Annotated in this window: 18 protein-coding genes; 12 read left to right on the top strand and 6 right to left on the bottom strand. The window is 64.2% G+C overall.

Translation table 11 applies throughout. The features are described 5' to 3' along the window. Positions 1–248: 248 nt before the first annotated feature. The 3 genes from dcd to AC26AR_RS10845 form a co-directional block, all read right to left on the bottom strand. Positions 249–815: a dCTP deaminase gene (dcd, locus tag AC26AR_RS10835; RefSeq protein WP_043334107.1), complete on the bottom strand. Its 567-nt coding sequence runs from the start codon at positions 813–815 to the stop codon at positions 249–251. Between the two features lie 127 nt (positions 816–942). Continuing rightward, on the bottom strand, positions 943–1,743 hold the full coding sequence (gene apbC / locus AC26AR_RS10840; protein WP_488107009.1) for an iron-sulfur cluster carrier protein ApbC: 801 nt from the start codon (positions 1,741–1,743) through the stop codon (positions 943–945). 172 nt (positions 1,744–1,915) lie between these two features. Next, positions 1,916–2,629 (bottom strand): RNA pseudouridine synthase, encoded by a 714-nt coding sequence (locus AC26AR_RS10845; RefSeq protein ID WP_141392602.1) that lies wholly within the window; start codon positions 2,627–2,629, stop codon positions 1,916–1,918. 404 nt (positions 2,630–3,033) lie between these two features. Between AC26AR_RS10845 and AC26AR_RS10850 the strand changes: the two genes are divergently transcribed. Next, the gene (locus AC26AR_RS10850) at positions 3,034–3,738 is read left to right on the top strand and encodes a cell wall hydrolase (RefSeq protein ID WP_084208219.1); all 705 of its coding nucleotides are present in this window, start codon (positions 3,034–3,036) and stop codon (positions 3,736–3,738) included. A 122-nt stretch (positions 3,739–3,860) separates the two neighbouring features. Here AC26AR_RS10850 and AC26AR_RS10855 read toward each other — a convergent pair whose 3' ends face one another. After that, complete coding sequence (locus AC26AR_RS10855) at positions 3,861–4,334, bottom strand: tellurite resistance TerB family protein (RefSeq protein ID WP_488107010.1); 474 nt, start codon at positions 4,332–4,334, stop codon at positions 3,861–3,863. Between the two features lie 247 nt (positions 4,335–4,581). Between AC26AR_RS10855 and metG the strand changes: the two genes are divergently transcribed. Beyond that, on the top strand, positions 4,582–6,633 hold the full coding sequence (gene metG, locus AC26AR_RS10860; protein WP_488107011.1) for a methionine--tRNA ligase: 2,052 nt from the start codon (positions 4,582–4,584) through the stop codon (positions 6,631–6,633). 109 nt (positions 6,634–6,742) lie between these two features. Here the strand turns inward: metG and AC26AR_RS10865 are convergent, their stop codons facing one another. Continuing rightward, entirely contained in the window at positions 6,743–7,243 is a 501-nt protein-coding gene (locus tag AC26AR_RS10865; protein WP_077374193.1) for a DUF3465 domain-containing protein, read from the bottom strand. Between the two features lie 341 nt (positions 7,244–7,584). On the opposite strand from AC26AR_RS10865, the gene rsxA reads away from it, so the two are divergent. The 9 genes from rsxA to AC26AR_RS10910 all read left to right on the top strand — a co-directional run bounded on the left by rsxA (position 7,585) and on the right by AC26AR_RS10910 (position 17,978). Beyond that, a complete protein-coding gene (rsxA, locus tag AC26AR_RS10870) occupies positions 7,585–8,166 on the top strand; it encodes an electron transport complex subunit RsxA (RefSeq protein ID WP_077374196.1) in 582 nt (193 codons plus the stop codon). A gap of 1 nt (position 8,167) precedes the next feature. Continuing rightward, positions 8,168–8,815, top strand: a complete 648-nt coding sequence (gene rsxB, locus AC26AR_RS10875; protein WP_488107012.1) for an electron transport complex subunit RsxB — start codon at positions 8,168–8,170, stop codon at positions 8,813–8,815. Beyond that, the gene (gene rsxC / locus AC26AR_RS10880) at positions 8,815–11,793 is read left to right on the top strand and encodes an electron transport complex subunit RsxC (RefSeq protein ID WP_488107013.1); all 2,979 of its coding nucleotides are present in this window, start codon (positions 8,815–8,817) and stop codon (positions 11,791–11,793) included. The genes rsxB and rsxC overlap by 1 nt, the downstream gene beginning before the upstream one ends. 91 nt (positions 11,794–11,884) lie before the next feature. After that, entirely contained in the window at positions 11,885–12,925 is a 1,041-nt protein-coding gene (gene rsxD / locus AC26AR_RS10885) for an electron transport complex subunit RsxD (RefSeq protein WP_077374202.1), read from the top strand. Further along, on the top strand, positions 12,922–13,701 hold the full coding sequence (gene rsxG / locus AC26AR_RS10890) for an electron transport complex subunit RsxG (protein WP_279855250.1): 780 nt from the start codon (positions 12,922–12,924) through the stop codon (positions 13,699–13,701). The genes rsxD and rsxG overlap by 4 nt, the downstream gene beginning before the upstream one ends. Continuing rightward, positions 13,694–14,404 (top strand): electron transport complex subunit E, encoded by a 711-nt coding sequence (locus tag AC26AR_RS10895; protein WP_084208213.1) that lies wholly within the window; start codon positions 13,694–13,696, stop codon positions 14,402–14,404. Before rsxG ends, AC26AR_RS10895 begins: the two co-directional genes overlap by 8 nt. 134 nt (positions 14,405–14,538) lie before the next feature. Continuing rightward, complete coding sequence (gene nth / locus AC26AR_RS10900) at positions 14,539–15,174, top strand: endonuclease III (protein WP_077374212.1); 636 nt, start codon at positions 14,539–14,541, stop codon at positions 15,172–15,174. Between the two features lie 149 nt (positions 15,175–15,323). Continuing rightward, a complete protein-coding gene (locus tag AC26AR_RS10905) occupies positions 15,324–17,531 on the top strand; it encodes a putative bifunctional diguanylate cyclase/phosphodiesterase (protein WP_488107014.1) in 2,208 nt (735 codons plus the stop codon). 159 nt (positions 17,532–17,690) lie between these two features. Beyond that, on the top strand, positions 17,691–17,978 hold the full coding sequence (locus AC26AR_RS10910) for a hypothetical protein (protein ID WP_077374218.1): 288 nt from the start codon (positions 17,691–17,693) through the stop codon (positions 17,976–17,978). A gap of 100 nt (positions 17,979–18,078) precedes the next feature. On the opposite strand, the gene AC26AR_RS10915 is transcribed toward AC26AR_RS10910, so the two are convergent. Further along, the gene (locus AC26AR_RS10915) at positions 18,079–19,413 is read right to left on the bottom strand and encodes an NCS2 family permease (RefSeq protein WP_084208211.1); all 1,335 of its coding nucleotides are present in this window, start codon (positions 19,411–19,413) and stop codon (positions 18,079–18,081) included. 477 nt (positions 19,414–19,890) lie between these two features. Here AC26AR_RS10915 and AC26AR_RS10920 point away from each other — a divergent pair, with 477 nt between their 5' ends. Continuing rightward, entirely contained in the window at positions 19,891–20,784 is an 894-nt protein-coding gene (locus AC26AR_RS10920; RefSeq protein ID WP_488107015.1) for a sulfurtransferase, read from the top strand. Positions 20,785–20,896: the final 112 nt, after the last annotated feature.

The following is a 20,896-nucleotide window of genomic DNA, read 5'->3' on the forward strand; positions in this document are numbered from 1 at the left end:
TTGTGGGAGGTATCCGTCCTGCAGCCACTCTGGGGTGGCCTGCAGACAAGCATAGGCAATAAAACAAGTGATTGAATCGAATGTTTCGTTCAACTTCCGACTAATGCTTCGGCTCGCAAGCAGCAAGCAGCGAGCACATCCGCGACGGATCTCGCCTGCGTTCACGCAAAGAAAAGCGCCTCCCGGGGGAGGCGCTTTTGGCAATCACAGGTGCGGCTGGCAGCGAAAGCAGTACCGCTACCGGTGCCTCAGGTACGCGGCAGTGTCACGCCACGCTGGCCCTGATACTTGCCACCGCGATCCTTGTAGCTGGTCTCGCAGACTTCGTCGGACTCGAGGAACAGCATCTGCGCCACGCCTTCATTGGCGTAGATACGCGCCGGCAGGTTGGTGGTGTTGGAGAACTCGAGGGTGACGTGCCCTTCCCACTCCGGCTCCAGCGGCGTCACGTTGACGATGATGCCGCAGCGCGCGTAGGTGGACTTGCCCAGGCAGATGGTCAGCACGTTACGCGGAATGCGGAAGTACTCGATGGTACGGGCCAGTGCGAAGGAGTTGGGCGGAATCACGCAGGAATCGCCTTTCACGTCCACGAAGCTCTTCTCGTCGAAGTGCTTGGGGTCCACCGTCGCCGAATGGATGTTGGTGAAGACCTTGAATTCATCCGAACAGCGCACGTCGTAGCCGTAGCTGGAGGTGCCGTAGGAAATCACACGGCGCTCATCGTGAAAGCGCACCTGATCGGGCTCAAAGGGTTCGATCATGTCGTGGCTTTCGGCCATGCGACGGATCCACTTGTCGGATTTGATGCTCATCGAGCGTACCTGACTGACTGATGGGGGAGAGACGCGTGAGCGCCATGGAACGCGGGCCAGCATGATACCGGCCCGCTGCGCCGCTGGAAACCTCGCGACGAGGCGACGGCGGCGTGTCGGCTCAGGCTCAGCTGAAGCTGATGCTCGGGCCTTCGTCCGCCTCGGCAGTGTCCAGGGTCTCGATGACCTGACGCGCGATGGAGAGGAAGCACTTGGCCACCTCACCTTGCGGCTCCGCGATCACGCTGGGACGACCACCATCGGCATTCTCGCGGATGCTCAGGGTCAGCGGCAGCTGGCCCAGCAGGCGAGTCTGGTATTCCTCGGCGATGCGCTCACCGCCACCGGCACCGAAGACCGCTTCACTGTGGCCACACTGGCTGCAGGTATGCGTGCTCATGTTCTCGACCACGCCCAGCACCGGCACCTTGACCTTGCGGAACATCTCGATGCCCTTCTGGGCATCCAGCAGCGCGATGTCCTGCGGCGTGGTGACGATGACAGCCCCGGAGACCGGCACCTTCTGTGACAGAGTCAGCTGAATGTCACCGGTGCCCGGCGGCATGTCGATCAACAGCACGTCCAGCTCTCCCCAGGCAGTCTGGTTGAGCAGCTGCTGGAAGGCACCCGCGACCATCGGGCCACGCCAGACCATCGGGTCCTTCACGTCGACCAGGTAAGCCATCGACATGGTCTTGATGCCGTGGGCCTCGATGGGGCTGAAGACCTGCTCACCGGCCATCTCCGGACGCTGACCGGTCGGCACGCCGAACATCTGCGCCTGACTCGGCCCGTAGATGTCGGCGTCCAGCAGGCCGACCTTGAGGCCTTTCTGAGCCAGCGCCAGTGCCAGATTGGCCGTCACGGTGGACTTGCCGACGCCACCCTTGCCGGAGGCGACGGCCACGATGTGCTTGATACCTTCCATATCTTGAAACTCCTGTGACGGCCTGCGCCGCGCGGTCAACGCAGCAGGCGCAGACGTCTGAACTGTCAGCGAAAAAAGCCGTGGAACACGATGGGCACAGTATGCCTGCCACCGCGATACGGGCCAAGCCGATGGGACATGCCTCGAGGAGTCATGACCCGATGAACCATGATCAGAAACGCACGTCGACCGGCAGGAAACGCCACTCGCCCGGTGCCATGCGGCCCAGCAGAATCGCGCCCAGGCGCAGACGGCGCACCTCGATGACCTTGAGGCCCTGTTCCTCGACCGCGCCACGGATACCCCCCACCGGCACGCGCTTCATGGCGATGCGCAGACGGGTATCACTCTGCCAGCTGATGCTGACCTTGGGCTTGCGGCCACGGATGTCGGCGCACAGCGCGAAGCCGATACGCTTGAGGCCTTCGTCATCCAGCGTACCTTCCACCTCGACGACGTATTCCTGCTCCAGCTGGTCCAGGTCATCACCGAGCTTGCGGATCACGCCGCGATTCTGTGACCACACCGCGAGACCGGATTCATCCTCGCCGAGCTCCGCCAGCGGCTGCTGGGACAGGAAATGCACCTTGAGCCAGTCGGCACCGCTGTGGTCCAGCGCACTGCGCGGCGCGCCGTCACGCAGGGTCAGCGGGTCCGGCAGCGGAGCGCCCGGCGGGCGATACCACACCAGAGTCATCGGCGCGATGGGCTCCATGCTGGCGCCCTCATCGACCGTGACTTCCTCATCCGTGACCTTGAAGAACGGCGCCTCGACGACTTCGCCCGCGACTCGCACCACGCCCTGGGCGATGAGATGCTCGGCTTCACGACGTGAAATGCCCTGCTGATGGGCCAGGAACTTGGATAGACGGACGGGTTCAGTCATGGAAACTCTCAAGGACAGCGACGCTAGCGACCGGAGGCAATGGCACGCACCAGCGCAGGATGACGAAGTGTGATGCACGATGGACAATCACGAAGACCGGCCATGATAACGACATGCCGGCACGATGACACGGGAGAATGCCCGCCGCCGCCCGGCGTGATTCAATGGCGGCAGGGAACTCTTCCCGACTGTCGTCGTCTGAGCTGCGTCAGAGTTGCGTTGAAGCCGACAAGGGGCATCGAACGAATGACATCGGGCAAGATGGCGCGTCTGCGCGACTCGCCCTCATGCGACCATCACTGCTCGATCGCGCCCGAAGGGTCATCACGCCGGGGGATGCCTGTGTCACTGCCTAGATTGGCACACCACCCCAAGCCTACAGGACATGTCTACAGGTAAACTGCATGCGTCCATCGACATCCGCGCACCCCGTGCGTGCCCACGCTACACCCCCGGCACCGCGCCGCGGCATTGCCGGCATCGACCGCCACGCCACGCTGCGTGGACTGCGTCATCTGCTGCTTGTCGCGGGGCTGACGCTGGCGGCTGGCTGCTCGGCGCCACAGGCCTCGGACACCCCTGCCGCTGCCAATGCCGTCAGCGCCGCCGCCAAGGCCGAGCGCCTCGAGAGCCTGCTGGTGCGAGGCCAGGACGACATCCCCGATGAGCTGTTGCTGACCAAGGCCGGCGCCCGCGCCATCGACCCCAATGGCCAGCGACCGGTGGACGACCCGCTGACCTGTCTGGCGCGCGCCGCCTACTGGGAAGCCAAGGGCGAAGGCCGAAGCGGCATGCAGGGCATCGTCAACGTGGTGATCAACCGCGCCGCCGACCCGCGCTTCCCCGACAGCCTCTGTGGCGTGGTCAAGCAGGGCGGCGAGAGCGGCAGCTGCCAGTTCTCCTGGTGGTGTGACGGGCGTTCCGACAGGATTCGCGAGCCGGAAGCCTACGCCGAGGCACGCGACGTGGCCCGGCAGGCGCTCAACCATCAGCTGGAAGACGTCACCGACGGCGCGCTCTACTTCCACGCCCGCTACGCCACGCCCTATTGGGCCAAGCGCTTCGTGCGCACCGCGCGCATCGGTCAGCACCTGTTCTATCGCAACTGAGCGCGAGCCGCTGTTGCTGGATGACCGCTGTTGAGAGCCTACCGACACTGCGACCAGAAGTCGGAAACACGACGCCCCCGTTGCCATTGGCAGCGGGGGCGTCTGCATGAAAGCGGCTGCGCTTACTTGTTCGACTGGGCCGCCAGCTTGGTACGGATGAATTCGCTGTGACTGACGTGCAGCAGTCCGGCAAGCCGGCGGATGCGATGCTCCTCATGGGCATCCAGCTCGCCATCGGCGTACGCCAGCTCCCAGAGCATGCCGATCAGCTCGGTGCGCTCCTCAAGGCTCATGTGCTCGTTGAGCTGCTTGACGAAGCGGTAGTGATCCGTGGCCTGTTCGGCATCCTGTTCGGCCTGGGACAACAGGCTGGCAAGCTCATCCTTCTCCAGCGAGAAACGCTCGGCCAGCTGGCGTGCCAGGGCTTCTCGCTCGCGCACGTCGAGGTGGTCATCGGCGCGCACCACCTCGAACATCAGCACGGCCATCGCAAGTTCGGGGCCAGGTTCATCGTTGGGGCGCGCGTTGCTGCCGGGCATCATCACCTGACGGATGAGACGATTGATCTGACCGGCGACGGATAGTTGAGCTGCCATGCTGACCTCCAGAAACGGGAAAAGTGGCGTATAGCATCCTTCATGAGGGCGCCGGGAAGGGATGCAACCGCACAGTTGCGCATGGCGGCGTTGCTGGTGACGCGACGCGCCCTTCGCGCCGCCCGCACCTTCGCGATATAGTAGCGCTCATCCCGACGGGGCGATGCGTTCGCCCCTATCACGTGTCATTCCGGCGAGCCGCTGCCCTTCACGCAGCAGGCGCCCTTTACCGTCAAGACGAGGCCTCATGTCAGCGCGCAAGATTCTGGTCACCAGTGCCCTGCCCTATGCCAATGGGTCGATCCACCTGGGTCACCTGCTTGAGTACATCCAGACCGACATCTGGGTACGCTTCCAGAAAAGTCGTGGCCACGAATGCCATTACGTGTGCGCCGATGACGCCCACGGTACCGCCATCATGCTGCGTGCCGAGCAGGAAGGCGTCACCGCCGAGCAGCTGATCCAGCGCGTGAGTGACGAGCACCAGGCCGACTTCGCCAAGTTCGGTGTCGACTTTGACAACTACCACTCCACCCACTCGCCGGAGAACCGCGCCCACAGCGAGCGCATCTATCTGGCGCTGCGTGATGCCGGCCATATCGCCACCCGCGATATCGAGCAGATGTTCGATCCGGTCAAGGGCCTGTTCCTCGCCGACCGCTTCATCAAGGGCACCTGCCCGAAGTGCAAGACCGAAGACCAGTACGGCGACAACTGTGAAGCCTGTGGCGCGGCCTACACGCCGGCCGAGCTGATCGATCCGGTCTCGGCCATCTCCGGTGCCACCCCGGAAATGCGCACCTCCACGCACTACTTCTTCAAGCTGCCGAACTTCGCCGAGTTCCTGCAGCAGTGGACCAAGAGCGGCCGCGTGCAGAGCCAGATCTCCAACAAGCTGCAGGAATGGTTCGAGGCGGGTCTGGCCGAGTGGGACATCTCCCGCGATGCACCCTACTTCGGCTTCGAGATTCCGGACGCGCCGGGCAAGTACTTCTACGTGTGGCTGGACGCACCGATCGGCTATCTCGCCAGCTTCCAGAACCTGTGCGAGAAGCAGGGCATCGACTTCGACAGCTACTGGAAGGCCGATTCCGACGCCGAGGTCTATCACTTCATCGGCAAGGACATCGTCTACTTCCACGCCCTGTTCTGGCCGGCGATGCTGGAAGGTGCCGGCATGCGCACCCCGACCGGCGTCAACTGCCACGGTTTCGTGACCGTGAACGGCGCCAAGATGTCCAAGTCGCGCGGCACCTTCATCAAGGCCGACACCTACGCGCAGTTCCTCAACCCGGAATACCTGCGCTACTACTTCGCCGCCAAGCTGACCTCCGGCGTCGATGACCTCGACCTCAACCTCGAGGACTTCACCGCCCGCGTGAATTCCGACCTGGTCGGCAAGGTGGTCAACATCGCCAGCCGCTGTGCCGGCTTCGTCAAGAAACTGGGCGACGGCAAGCTGTCCGCCACCTGCGCCGAGCCGGAGCTGGTCGAGCGCTTCATCGCCGCTGGCGAAGGCATCGCGGCGGACTTCGAAGCCCGTGAATTCGCCCGCGCCATGCGCAAGGTGATGGAGCTGGCCGATGAAGCCAACACCTACATCGCCGACAAGGCGCCGTGGGCGATGGCCAAGGAAGACGGGCGCGAGCAGGAAGTGCTCGAGGTCTGCTCCGTGGGCATCAACCTGTTCCGTCAGCTGATGGTCTATCTGGCGCCGGTGATTCCGGAGCTGGCCGACAAGGCGCGCGACTTCCTGAACCTCGAGAGCCTGGACTGGGCCAGCCGCGAAAGCGTGCTGACCGATCATGCCATCAACAAGTTCAAGCCGCTGCTGACCCGTGTCGAGCCGGAGCGCATCGACAAGATGCTCGAAGCCTCGCGCGAAGTGCTGGTCGAGGAGCAGAAGATCAAGGACGGCACCGCCAAGGCGGAAGCTGCCGCCGCGCCGAGCCCGCTCGACGCCGACCCGATCGCCGAGGAGATCGACTTCGACACCTTCATGAAGACCGACCTGCGCGTGGCGAAGATCGTCAAGGCGGAGCACGTCGAGAAGGCGGCCAAGCTGCTCAAGCTGACACTGGATATCGGCGGCGAGACGCGCACCGTATTCTCCGGCATCAAGTCCGCCTACGCCCCGGAAGCCCTGGAAGGCCGCCTGACCGTGATGGTCGCCAACCTCGCACCGCGCAAGATGCGCTTCGGTGTCTCCGAAGGCATGGTGCTGGCCGCCGGTGATGACGAAGGCATCTACCTGCTGGAGCCGCACACCGGTGCCAAGCCGGGCCAGCGCGTCACTTGATCCGCTGATTCAGCCTCACTGAAGCCTCTTCAGCACGACGCCCCGCCAGAGAGTCTCTGGCGGGGCGTCGTCGTTCAGGCATCTGGCTCAGGACTCGGCAGCATCACGATCACTCGTAACGGCGACCGGCATGCTCCAGCCAGCCGCCCACATGGCGGCCACCGGGATCATGATGCGTCCAGTGGATCACGCCGCCCTTGTCGGTCCACTCGTATTCCCCGTAGAAGCCGATGCGATCCCCGACCTGAAGACTGTCGATACGCGGCGCGAGATCGATGTTGTGCGCCACCAGAATGGTGGTCCCGCCTGCCACTCGAATCAGGAACTTCTGATGACGACTGCCCTTGAGATCATCCCGGAGCAGGCGTATCACCTCCCCCGTGCCGCGCACCTGCACATCACTCTGCTGCGCGCGGATGGCATCGCGCAGGCGCTGCTCATCCGCGGAGCCGGTGCCCTGCTCCTGCGCGGCCTGCGGAGAGCGGAAGTCGCTCCACAACTGTGTGAGCGAAAGGTTGCCATTGCCCGTCAGCTGGGAAATTCCCGCCAGGATGACCACGATGACAATGACCCACAACGGCCGCCTGCCGCGCGAACCCGATCGACGCATATCCCACTCCTTGTGCAATCCCTTGAGGATGAAGAGACACTGGCAACGCCAGAATCATAAAAAGTAATAAAGGAATTCTTCTTTATTACTTCAAGAGCCAAGCAAAACACGAAACAATGGCCGTCTCACACTGGCAACACTGCGCCTTGATTGCCACGCTACAGGCTGTCGGCAGGCAGTATCTTGCGTATAATGCTGCCGCGCTCGACGCTCCTTCCTGACGTGCCGCATCCTGACTGCGCACGACAGCGACGCGCCATGATCTTCTGCTAGCGCAGCGTCATGCCTGTCGACCGTACACCAGAGCGCCTTCGAAACACCCTGACCGAGCGACGCCCCTGATGAGTGAATACCTTCTTATCCTGATCAGCACCATCCTGGTCAACAATTTCGTGCTGGTTCAGTTCCTCGGCCTGTGCCCGTTCATGGGGGTCTCCAACAAGCTGGAGTCGGCGATGGGCATGTCGCTGGCCACCACCTTCGTGCTCACTCTGTCCTCGATGTGCGCCTACCTGACCTACCACTTCATCCTCGCGCCGCTGGGGCTTGAGTACCTGCGCACCATCGCGTTCATCATGGTGATTGCCGTGGTGGTGCAGTTCACCGAGATGGTGGTCAAGAAGACCAGTCCGCTGCTCTACCAGGTGCTGGGCATCTTCTTGCCGCTGATCACCACCAACTGTGCGGTGCTCGGTGTGGCGCTGCTGACCCTGAACCGCAATTCAAGCTTCATGGAAGCCACGCTCTACGGTTTCGGTGCGGCCGTGGGCTTCTCGCTGGTGCTGGTGCTGTTCGCCGCCATGCGTGAGCGCCTGGCCTTCGCCGATGTGCCACGCCCCTTCCAGGGCCCGGCCATCGCGATGATCACCGCCAGCCTGATGTCGCTGGCCTTCCTCGGCTTCTCCGGACTGGTGCAGATCTGACATGCTCGATTTCCTCAACGACCATACGCTGATCTCCGCCATCATCGCGCTGGTGGCCATGGCGATCGTCTTCGGTGGCCTGCTCGGCTTCGCCTCGGTGGCCTTCAAGGTCGAGGGCGACCCCATCGTCGAGCAGATCGACCAGCTGCTGCCGCAGACCCAGTGCGGCCAGTGCGGCTATCCGGGCTGCAAGCCCTATGCCCAGGCCATCGCCGAGGGGGACGAGATCAACAAGTGCCCACCGGGTGGCGAGAGCACCATCGCCTCGCTGGCCCACCTGCTGGGGCGCGAGGCCACGCCGCTGGATGGCGATGCCGACAACACTCCCAAGGTGGCGGTGATTCGCGAAGACGAATGCATCGGCTGCACCAAGTGCATCCAGGCCTGCCCGGTGGACGCCATCCTGGGCGCCGCCAAGCACATGCACACCGTGATCGCCGACGAATGCACCGGCTGCGACCTGTGCGTCGAGCCCTGCCCGGTGGACTGCATCGACATGGTGCCGGTCGCCACCGACGTGCGCAGCTGGCACTGGCCACAGCCGGCCGGCCCGGCCCGAGACAATACCCGCTTCAGCGGCAGCCTGATCGTCACTGACGCTGCCCCGCAAGAGCGCGCTACCGCCACCACTGCAAGGAATGTCGCCTGATGGTTCTGTCGTTGCTCAAGTCCATGGTGACGTCCCGTTCTGCCACGAGCACTGCTGCCCCACGCGCGACAGGCAGTGACAGCGCTCCCCGCGTATTCGACTTCCACGGCGGCATTCACCCGCCGGAACACAAGGCACTCTCCAATCGCGCCCCGCTGGTGGCCGCCCCGCTGCCCCATGAGGTGGTACTGCCGCTCAGTCAGCATATCGGCGCGCCCGCCCAGCCGCTGGTGGAGATCGGCCAGCGCGTGAAGACCGGTGAGCTGATCGCTCGCGCCCAGGGCATGATCTCCGCGCCAGTGCATGCCAGCATCACCGGCGTGGTCACCGCCATCGAGCCGCGCCAGATCCCTCACGTCTCGGGCCTGGAAGATCTGTGCATCGTGATCGAGCGTGACGGCGAGATCGATGAATGGGCGCGCCTTGAGGCCTGGCGCGACTGGCGCCAGCAGGAAGCCCAGGACCTGATCCAGCGCCTGCAGGACGCCGGCGTGGTCGGTCAGGGCGGTGCCGGCTTCCCCTCGGCGGTGAAGGCGCGGGTGCGGGAGCGCCACGCCATCGACACCCTGATCCTCAACGCGGCGGAGTGTGAGCCCTACATCACCGCCGATGACTTGACCATGCGCACCCACCCGGAAGCGCTGATCGAAGGGCTCGAGATTCTCGCCAGCCTGATCGGCCCCGAGTGCATCCTGATCGGTATCGAGGACAACAAGCCCGAGGCCGTCATCGCGCTGGAGCAGGCGATTCGCGCCCGGCGTGCCGACAAGCGCCTGCCGCCGCTGGATTCACGTCTGGAAGTCGTGGTGGTGCCGACCAAGTACCCCTCCGGCGGTGAGAAGCAGCTGATCAAGCTGCTGACGGATCGCGAAGTGCCCAGTCGCGGCCTGCCCGCGGATGTCGGCGTGGTGGTGCACAATCCGGGCACCGTGCGCGCGGTGCAGCGTGCGGTGTGCTTCGGCGAGCCGATGATCTCGCGGGTCGTCACCCTGACCGGCGAGGCCCTGCAGCACCCGCACAACGTCGAGGCCCGCCTGGGCACCGCCATCGGTGACCTGCTGCGCCTGGCCGCTCCTTCTGCGAGCGGCATCGCCCGTCTGGTGATGGGTGGGCCGATGATGGGCTTCACCCTCGAGAGTGACGCCCTGCCGATCATCAAGACCACCAATTGTCTGCTGGCCTCCTCACCTGAGGCGGTGCCGGCCCCCGCTGTCGAGCAACCCTGCATCCGCTGTGGCATGTGCGAGCAGGCATGTCCGGCGGAGCTGCTCCCGCAGCAGCTCTACTGGTTCTCCAAGTCTCGCGAGTTCGACAAGGCCGAGCTCTACAACCTCGCGGACTGCATCGAGTGCGGTGCCTGCTCCTATGTCTGCCCCAGCCAGATTCCGCTGGTGCAGTATTACCGCTTCGCCAAGGGCGAGATTCGTACCGCCCAGCACGAGGCGCGCAAGTCAGAGCGCGCCCGTCACCGCTTCGAGTTCAAGCAGGCGCGCATGGCACGCGAGGAAGCCGAGAAGGAAGCCAAGCGCCAACAGCGTGCCCAGGCCGCCCAGAAGGCCGCCGCAGCGCGCACCGAGACCGCGTCTGCCGCCGACACGACGTCCACAGCGAGTGCCGCCGCTCCGTCGGCGCCGGCAGCGGCGACGGACCTCAAGGCCTTCAAGACGGCACGCGCCGCGGCCAACATCGCCCTCAAGAAGGCCGAGAAGGCGCTCAAGGCGGCTCAGGACAGTGGCGAGAGCAGCGCCAGTGATCTTGCGGCGCTTGACGCCAACGTGACCGCGGCCAAGACCCGACTTGCCAGTGCGGAAAGCGCCCTCAAGGCCGCCAGCGAGGCGAGCGAGTCCGCCGCTGCGGCCCCCGCCTCTGCTGTCACTGGCGCGTCCGCCCCCGCCGCCGCAGCCCCGGCTGCCGCAGCTTCGGCTGGCGACCTCAAGGCGTTCAAGACGGCGCGTGCCGCCGCCAACATCGCCGTCAAGAAGGCTGAGAAGGCCCTCAAGACCGCTCAAGACAGCGGTGAGGGTGACATCGCGGCGCTGGAGGCCAGCGTCACGGATGCCAGGGCCCGACTGGCCAAGGCCGAAGCTGACCTCAAGGCCGCCAGCGAGACCAGCGAGTCAGCTGCCCCTGCGGCGGCAAGCACCTCCACGACAGGCGCCGCTGCCCCGGCAGCCGCAGCGCCGGCTGCCGATCTCAAGGCGCTCAAGACGGCGCGTGCCGCCGCCAACATCGCCGTCAAGAAGGCCGAGAAGGCCCTCAAGACGGCACAGGATAGCGGTGAGGGTGACATTGCGGCGCTGGAGGCCAGCGTCACGGACGCCAGAGCGCGACTTGCCAAGGCCGAAGCCGACCTCAAGGCCGCCAGCGAGACCAGCGAGCCAGCTGCCCCTGCGCCGGCCAGCACTTCCTCGACAGGCGCGGCTGTCCCTGCAGCCGCAGCGCCGGCTGCCGATCTCAAGGCGCTCAAGACGGCGCGTGCCGCGGCCAATATCGCGGTCAAGAAGGCCGAGAAGGCGCTGGCCCGCGCCAGCGAAAGCGGTGAGGGCGATATCGAGGACCTGCAGACCCTGCTGGCCACCGCACAGGAAAACCTGCGCGCCGCCGAGGTTCGCCTGACCAGCGCGCAAGCTGACGGCACTGGCGCGCCGCCTGCCGCCAAGGGCGCGGGTGAATTGATTCCCGAGGCCCCCAAGGCTGCCGCGGGATCGGTGGGACGTGGCAGCATGGCCAGCAACGTGACGCTCTCCCAGGCCGAGATCGAGGCATCGCGCGCCGAGAACCTCGCCAAGCGTCACAAGCAGGTCACCATTGCGGTCAAGGCGGCCGAGGCGGCCCATCGCAAGGCAGAGGCGGCACTGAGCGAGGCGGATGATGAAAGCCGCCAGCGACTGGCCACCAAGGTCGACCGTACGCGCCGCAATCTGGAACACGCCCGCGAGTCGCTGGCCGAGGTACAGGCACTGGTGGACGCGCAATGAGTGACGCGCGTTCCTTCACCGCCCCCTTGGCAGGCCGCTGCACCGCACGCCACACGTCATTGTCCATTTACCGCAAGGATCTGAACGCCTCATGAGCCTGATGCACGCAAGCTCTCCCCATGCCCATGGGCCCACCGCCACCTCGCGCGTGATGGCCTGGGTGCTGGCTGCCACGCTGCCGGGCATCGCCGTACTCTGCTGGCACTATGGCTGGGGCGTGCTGTTCAATCTCGTCTTCGCCTGCCTGACCGGCATCGCGCTCGAGGCGCTGTTGCTCAAGCTGCGCGGACGGCCGGTCAGCTTCTTCCTCAAGGACAACTCGGCGCTCGTCACCTGCGTGCTGCTGGCCGTCTCGCTGCCGCCGCTGGCCCCCTGGTGGCTGGTACTGACCGGCGTGGTCGCGGCCATCGTGGTCGCCAAGCAGCTCTACGGCGGCCTGGGCCAGAATCCGTTCAATCCGGCGATGGTCGCCTATGCGCTGCTGCTGATCTCCTTCCCGGTCGAGATGTCACGCTGGTCGGCCCCCGATGGCTTCACGCTCGGCTTCGCCGACAGCCTCAGGCAGTTCTTCGGCATGATCGCCACGCCGGATGCCCTGACCGGCGCCACACCGCTGGACGCCTTCCGCAACAAGGGCGAGCTTTCCAGCAGCGAGTTCTGGGCTGACCCGAGCCTGCTGCCCGCCGCCAACCTGCTGGCCTGGCAGCAGACCGCCATCGCCTGGGGCCTCGGCGGCCTGGTGCTGCTGGCACGTCGCCTGATCACCTGGCATATCCCGGTGGCGATGCTGGGCAGCCTGAGCGTGATCTCGGGCATCTTCTTCTTGATGGAGGGCGATCAGCATGCCAGCCCGCTGTTCCACCTGCTATGCGGCGCGGCGATCTTCGGTGCCTTCTTCATCGCCACCGACCCCGTCACGGCGGCGACCTCCAACAAGGGCAAGCTCTACTACGGCGCGGGTATCGGCGTGCTGATCTATCTGATTCGCACCTTCGGTGCCTATCCGGATGCCATCGCCTTTGCGGTGCTGCTGATGAACTTCAGCGTACCGTTCATCGATTACTACACGCAGCCCCGCAGCTATGGCCACAAGAAGGCCCGTCGCGGCATCAAGCTGGAGGACAAGGCATGAGCCTGACGCCGGATCAGCCGGAACAGCAAGCCCAGGCCGCGCGAGGCCTGAAGCACAACATCGCGCGGGCCGCCTCGGGCCTGGCGGTGTTCGCCATCGTCACCGCCGGCGTGGTGGCCGTCACCCAGATGACCACCGCCGACACCATCGCGGACAACGAGCGTGCCGCCCAAAGCGCCGCGCTTGCCGAGATCATCCCGCCGTCACTGCACGACAATGATCTGCTCGACGATGCCTTCGTCCTGCCGCCCTCCCAGGTGCTGGGACTGGAAAGCGCCGACACCGGCTGGCGCGCCACTCGGGATGGCAAGACCGTCGCGGTACTGCTGCCGGTGGTCACCGGCAAGGGCTACAGCGGCGATATCCGCCTGCTGGTCGGTATCCGGGCAGATGGCAGCGTGGCCGGCGTGCGCGCCGTCAAGCACGCCGAGACCCCGGGACTGGGCGACAAGATCGAAGCCCGCAAGTCCGGATGGATCCATGAGTTCGACGACCAGACGCTCAGCTCGGTGGAGTGGAAGGTGCAGAAGGATGGCGGAGACTTCGACCAGTTCACCGGCGCGACCATCACCCCGCGTGCGGTCGTGGGGGCCGTGCGTCAGGCACTGATCTACTTCATGGCGCATCGCACGGCGCTGCTGGCCGGCGACAGCGAGACGCTGACCGCGACACGCCGCGCCGCCAAGGCACAGGACACCGCACACGCTCCCTCCGCTGACGGCACGCTTGCGCCATCAGCGACTTCTGAACACGGCGGAGATGAACCACATGAGTGATATCTCACTTGGCAAGATCAGCCGCGACGGCCTGTGGGACAACAACCCGGCGCTGGTACAGCTGCTGGGCCTGTGTCCGCTGCTGGCCGTCACCGCCAGCGTCGTCAATGCCATCGGCCTGGGACTTGCCACCCTGCTGGTGTTGGTCGGCTCCAACGTGGCGGTGTCACTGATCCGCAATCTGGTGCCGTCGGCGGTACGCCTGCCGGCCTTCGTGATGATCATCGCCTCCTTCGTGACCTGCGCTGAGCTGTTGATGAAGGCGTATACCTATGAGCTCTACCAGATTCTGGGCATCTTCATTCCGCTGATCGTCACCAACTGCGCGATTCTCGGGCGTGCCGATGCCTTCGCCGCCAAGCACCCGGTGCTGCCGGCGGCCACCGATGGGCTGATGATGGGGCTGGGCTTCATGGCCGTGCTGGTACTGCTGGGCGGCATGCGCGAGCTGTTCGGTCAGGGCACGCTGTTTGCGGGCATGGAGCTGCTGCTCGGGCCGGTGGCCGCAGACTGGAAGCTGACGCTGTTCCCGGACTACTCCTTCCTGTTCCTGGTGCTGCCGCCCGGCGCCTTCTTCTGCATGGGGCTGATCATCGCGGGCAAGAAGACCATCGATGAGCGCCTCGAGCAGCGCCGCAAGGCAGCAGCCGTGGATGCGCCCAAGGCCTCGCGTCGCGTGCGCGTCACCGGCACGATTTCCTGATACGCGGGCCTGAGCCCCGGGCCTGCCTGCTTTATTCTGTCTGTTTCCCCTGTCTGCCTTTCCCTGTCTGGAGGCCAGCTGCGTTCCTCCAGACAGACACTGACCGAACCTCGCCGACCTGACACCGAGCTGCCATGAACGCCCAGAAACGTCTCGAGATCTTCACCCGCCTGCGCAACGAGAATCCAGAGCCACGCACGGAGCTTGAGTGGTCGACGCCCTTCGAGCTGTTGATCGCGGTCCTGCTCTCGGCGCAGGCCACGGATGTGGGCGTCAACAAGGCCACCGCCAGGCTGTATCCGGTCGCCAATACCCCGGAGAGCATTCTGGCGCTGGGCGTCGAGGGACTGAAGGAGTACATCAAGACGATCGGGCTTTTCAATACCAAGGCCGAGAACGTCATCAAGACCTGCCGCATGCTGATCGAGCAGCATGGAAGTGAGGTGCCGCAGACCCGCGAGGCACTGGAAGCGTTGCCCGGCGTGGGCCGCAAGACCGCCAACGTGGTGCTCAACACCGCCTTCGGTCAGCCGACCATGGCGGTGGACACGCACATCTTCCGCGTCTCCAATCGCACGCGAATCGCGCCGGGCAAGAACGTGCTGGAGGTCGAGCACAAGCTGATGCGCCATGTACCGAAGGAGTTTCTGGTCGACGCCCATCACTGGCTGATCCTGCATGGCCGCTACACCTGCGTGGCACGCAAACCACGCTGCGGCAGCTGCGTGATCGAGGACCTCTGCGAGTACAAGGACAAGGTAGACCTCTAACACATCAGAACATCAGGCGTTATCGGGGGGCTTGACCATGCGTGGCCGGCAGGCGTGAACGTTGACTGAGCGAGGACCCCGCCTCCCTGCCTATTCAACCGAGCGGCAACGTAGACTGGAGGCTATCTCCATCGCCCCGGGAACCCGCCATGGCCGCACCTTCCGATGCCGAGGGACGCCACCCTTCGCATTCAGAAGTCTCCACCGAGACCCTAGCGTCTGACGACGACAGCCTGCATGCACGACTGCAGGCCATGTCGTCACGTCTCGAGGCGCTGCAAGCCGAGAACCATCTGCTGCGCACGCTGGTCGATACCCATCCCGACATCCTGTTCATCAAGGATGCCAAGGGGCTGTTTCGCTTCGCCAATCGCACCCTGACCGACTTCTACGGCACCACGCTTGAAGACATCATCGGACGCGACGACAGTCATTACACCGGCAATACCGAGCAGAGCCGCTTCTTCCGCCGCAGCGTGGAGCAGGTGCTCAGCAAGTTCGAGCGTGAGCAGGTCTTCGAGGATGCCACCGACGGCACCACCGGCGAGATCAATCATTTCCGCTCCATCAAGCAGCCCTTCCATGACATTCATGGCAAGCCGCTGGTCGCCGTGCTGGCGCACAACATCACCGCGGAAGTCCGTGAGCATGAGCGCAAGAGCCGTCATATCGATCATATCTATGACACCTCGCTGGAAGGCTTCTGGGACTGGAACATCACCAACAGCTCCGTGACGCACAATCGGCGCTGGTCCGAGATCCTGAACGTCCCCCACGACGAGCTGCACAACAGCCTCGAGGAATTCGCCAGCCTGCTGCATCCCGAGGACACGCCGGAAGTCATGGTCGCCATCCAGGACTGCCTGGAAGGCGGGACACCCTACTACCATCGCCATCGCATGCTGACACGGGACGGGAATGTCGTCTGGGTCATCGACAAGGGGGACGTGATCGAGCGTGATCACGACGGCACTCCCCTGCGCATGATCGGTTCCATCACCGACATCACGCGCATCGTCGAATCAGAAGCCCTGCTGCATCAGCACAGTCGCTTCGACCCTCTCACCAAGCTGGCCAATCGCGCCACGCTGATTGATGCGCTGCAGCAGGCGATCATCATCACGGACGCCAGAGACACTCACGGGGCGCTCATCTTCATCGACCTGGATCACTTCAAGAAGATCAATGACCTGCTGGGGCATACCACCGGCGACCATCTGTTGATCGAAGTGGCCCACCGCCTGACCGGCCAGGTGCGAGAGACGGATCTTGTCGCGCGCTTTGGCGGGGACGAGTTCGTCATCCTGGTACAGCCCTTGAGCCATGACCCGCAGGCAGCCTGTCGTGAACTGGATGAGCTGATGGAACGTCTGCAGCAGGCGCTCAACCAGCCCTATACGCTCTCCGACCCGCAGTCGCAGCCACTGGATCATCACAGCTCGGCCAGTCTGGGCAGCATCATGTTCCATGATCGCGCCCTGAGTGCGGAGGAGCTCATCCGCCGCGCCGATATCGCGATGTATCGCGCCAAGGAAGCCGGACGCAACCAGACCGTGCGCTTCGACCCCAGCATGCGCGTGGAGCTTGAGCGGGCCGTGCAGCTGGAAAATGACCTGCGTCGCGCCATCGAGCACGAAGAGCTTTACATGGAGCTTCAGCCGCAATACGACAGAGGGCTCAAGCTGGTCGGCGCCGAATGCCTGTTGCGCTGGCGACATCCTCGGTTCGGCAACATCTCCCCCTATGAATTCATCCCGCTGGCCGAGAAGAGCCAGCTGATCGACAGCCTCGGCGACTGGGTATTGGAACAGGCGTGCAGGCTGCTGGCGGGCTGGCAGAACGGCACCGGTTTCGCCGAGCTCTATCTATCTGTCAACGTCAGCGTCAAACAGCTGGAATCACCGCACTACGTCAGCAATGTCGCCAGAACGCTCGGCCAGCACACCCTCTCCCCTGAATACCTGCAACTGGAACTGACCGAGAATGTCTTCGCGACCGACATGCCAGCCACGGTGGCACGCATGCATGAATTGCGCTCGCTGGGACTGCGGCTGTCACTGGATGATTTCGGCACCGGCTTCTCCTCGCTGACCTACATCAAGCACCTGCCCTTCGATGAGCTCAAGGTGGATCGCAGCTTCGTCAATGATCTCGAGAACGACGAGATGAACCGCCGAATGGTGAACTTCATGGTGCAGCTGGGGCATGAACTGGGCATGTGCGTGGTGGCGGAAGGCGTTGAGACCTCCAGACAGCGAGAGCTGCTGCTGGAGATGGGCTGCGACGCCCTGCAAGGCTACCTGATGGACAAGCCCATGGGGATCGACGATTTCACCGCCAGGTACCTGGACACCTGATGCTGCAGGAGTAGGAGTGGGACTTGGAGTGAGAGTAAAAGTGAGCAGGTGAGTGAGGAGTGAGGCTCGGGCCCACATGACGCAGTGCAACAGCACGACAGCGTCCACGCCGCATTCATGGCACACTGTGGCCTCTTTTCTGTCCGGATACCGTGCGCAATGGAAGACTTCTTCAACTGGATCGGCACTCAGCTTGGCGCCGCCATCCGCTTCATCGTGGAGGGCCTGAGCGGCTTCTTCGCCAATTTCGACGACGCCCTCAAGGGCTTCTTCAGTGGTCTGGCCGGTGAGCTGGGCATGAGCACCTCCCTGTTCAGTCTGCTGGGCCTGGTGTTCGGGCTGTATCTGCTGTTCAAGGGCGTCACGTCACTGCTCAGAGGTTCGATCATCGGCGGCATCCTGCTGGTGTTCCTCGGACTGACCTTCCTGGGCTGGATGATCGCCTGATCGCGCCACCTCGTCGGCCACAAAAAATCCCGCCAGTCCAAGACTGGCGGGATTTTTTCGTTCTCGACCGAGAGAAGGCGTCCGACGCAATCGCGTCCCCTCAGCCTTCCAGCAACAGCAGGATCGACAGCGCGAACAGCACCCACATGGTCGGGCGAATCTCCCTCGCCTTGCCGACCCCCAGCTTGATGATCACGAAGCTCAGGAAGCCGAACACGATCCCGTGGGTGATGGAGTAGGTCAGCGGGATCATCACCATGGCGATGAAGGCCGGAATCGCATCATCGAACTGGTGCCAGTGAATCTTGCGAATCGGCTCCATCATGAACACGCCGACCAGAATCAGCGCCGGCGCGGTGGCGATGGCAGGCACCAGCGACAGCAACGGCGCCAGGAACAGGAACGGCAGGAAGCACAGTGCCACGACCACGGCGACGAGACCGGTGCGCCCACCCTGGCTGATACCGGCCGCCGATTCGATATAGGCGTTGGCAGGGCTGGTGCCCAGCGGTGCGGAGACCAGCGCCGAGAAGGCATCGACCATCATCGAGCGACGGATGTTGCGCGGGTCACCATTCTCATCCTTCAGATTGCCCGCCTCAGCGACCGCCATGAAGGTGGACAGGGCATCGAAGAACACCGTGAACAGGATGACGAAGATGAAGGGTACGTAGGCGATCTTCAGTGAGCCCATGAAATCCAGTGCCAGCAGGCCGCTGAAATCAGGTGCCGCGAAGATGCCGGTGAAGTTGACCAGCGTCGGCTGCGCGATCTCGGGCGGGAAGTAGGCAGTCCCGTCCCCCCACAGACGGCCGATGGTGGCCGCCATCAGGGTGGTCGCCACGATGCCGATGATCAAGGCGCCATGGATACGTCTGGCGACCAGAACCGCCGTCAGCGCCAGCCCGATCATGAAGATCACCAACGAGGGCGTCATGGGGGCGACGCTGACCACGGTGACGGGGTTGGACACGATCAGCTTGGCATTCACCAGCCCGATCAGGGTGATGAACAGGCCGATACCGCAGGCAATCGCATAGCGCAGCTGAGCGGGAATCGCATCGATGACCAGACGTCGCACGTTGAACAGCGCCAGGATGGCGAAGATGACACCCGCCCAGAAGACGCACCCCAGCGCGACCTCCCAGCGCATGCCGGTCCCCAGCACCATGGTGTAGGCGAACAGGGCATTGATGCCCATCCCCGGTGCCACCAGGATCGGATTGCGGGCGTACAGTCCCATCATCAGGCTGCCGAAGAAGCTGACCAGCACGGTGGCGGTCAGTGCGGCACTGAACGGCATGCCCGTAGCGGACAGGATGCCGGGATTGACCACGATGATGTACATCGAAGCCAGGAAGGTGGCAATGCCTGCCAGCACTTCCGTGCGCGTCGTGGTGCCTTCGGCGCGAAGTGAAAAGAGGCGCTCGAACAAGGTGAGACTCCCGTGGACTAGGTCGCGATTGGTTGGAGACAAGACGGATTTCACTGCAGGCGTTTCAGAGGCTGTGTGCTTTGCAGGACACTGCCGGATGTGGCGATTCGTCCCTGACAGGCAGGGACGGATAGCCGCCGCAGCGCAAGGCACTGATGCGCCAGAGCATGGCACCAGCGCAAGGCACTGCGAATGACGCACCGTCTCCGTGCATGACGCTGTGCATGACGACCAGCGCTCGCCACCACTTGCGCGTCACACTCTTCGCCCGGCATGTGACGGGCAGCATTATAGACGCAAAGTCAGCACGAATTGAGCGTTTCTCGCCAGGACCGCTGCAGCGGCACATGGCGGTGCCTGCCATCTACCGCCTGGCGTCCGCCATCTGCCCCGCAAGCCGCGACTTGACGCCACTGGCCGCCAGCATGCCATGATGCTCACAAGGATCATCCCCATCGATGAAGCAAGGACCACGCCATGTCACCCTCCTCTTCCCAGTCAACGTCTTGCGACCCGACGGCCTCCGCCTCGTTCAGCTCCGAGCAGAACCTGCTGCCCTTGATCGTCGAGCCTGCACAGCTGCTGCCGCTGCTTGACCACCCGGACATCGTGATCGTCGATGTTCCGCTCAAGACCGAGAGTCATGCCAGTCATGTGCCCGGTGCACGCCTGCTCGACTTCAAGCGCCTGGTCGGCAGCAACGAGGACGAGATCCCCGGCGTGCCGAGCCCACAGGCGCTGTCCGACATCATGTCCGAGCTGGGCATCACGCGGGACAGCCATGTCGTCGCCTATGACGACGAAGGCGGTGGCTGGGCAGGTCGTCTGCTGTGGACCCTCGCGCTGCTGGGCCACACGCGCTTCAGTTATCTCAACGGCGGTCTGCATGCCTGGCAGGGTGAAGGACTTGCCCTGAGTGAGGCTGCCAGCGCATGGCAGGCCAGCGAATATCACGCCGCCTATGTCGATACCAGCGTGATGGCGACCCGCGAGGACATTCTCGAGCGCCTGTCCACCGAGGCCCCCGAGGAGAAGGTCGTGGTGTGGGATGCCCGTTCACTGGAGGAGTATCGCGGAGAAAAAGGCCAGAACGCGCGCCTTGGCCATATCCCGGGCGCCGTGCACTTCGAGTGGACCGAGGCCATGGACCGCGAGCGCGACCTGCGCATTCGTGACTATGCCGAGCTGATCACCGAGCTGGGCGCGCGGGGCATCAGTCCCGAGCAGCATGTGGTGACGCACTGCCAGAGCCACCACCGCTCAGGCCTGACCTGGCTGGTGGGGCGTGCACTGGGGTTCGAGGACATTCGCGCCTATCCCGGTTCCTGGAAGGAATGGGGCAATCGCGAGGACACGCCGATAGAACGCTGAGCGGCCGGAGGGGGCTCGCTGCTGCCCCTGCCTGCCCCCGCGCTTGAGCGGCCAATGACGATGGGCTAAGGTGCTGCCAGCCTGCTGGCCGCCATCTCGTTGGTCAGCGCCC

The sequence above is a fragment of the Cobetia sp. PS-4MA genome (assembly GCF_057670765.1).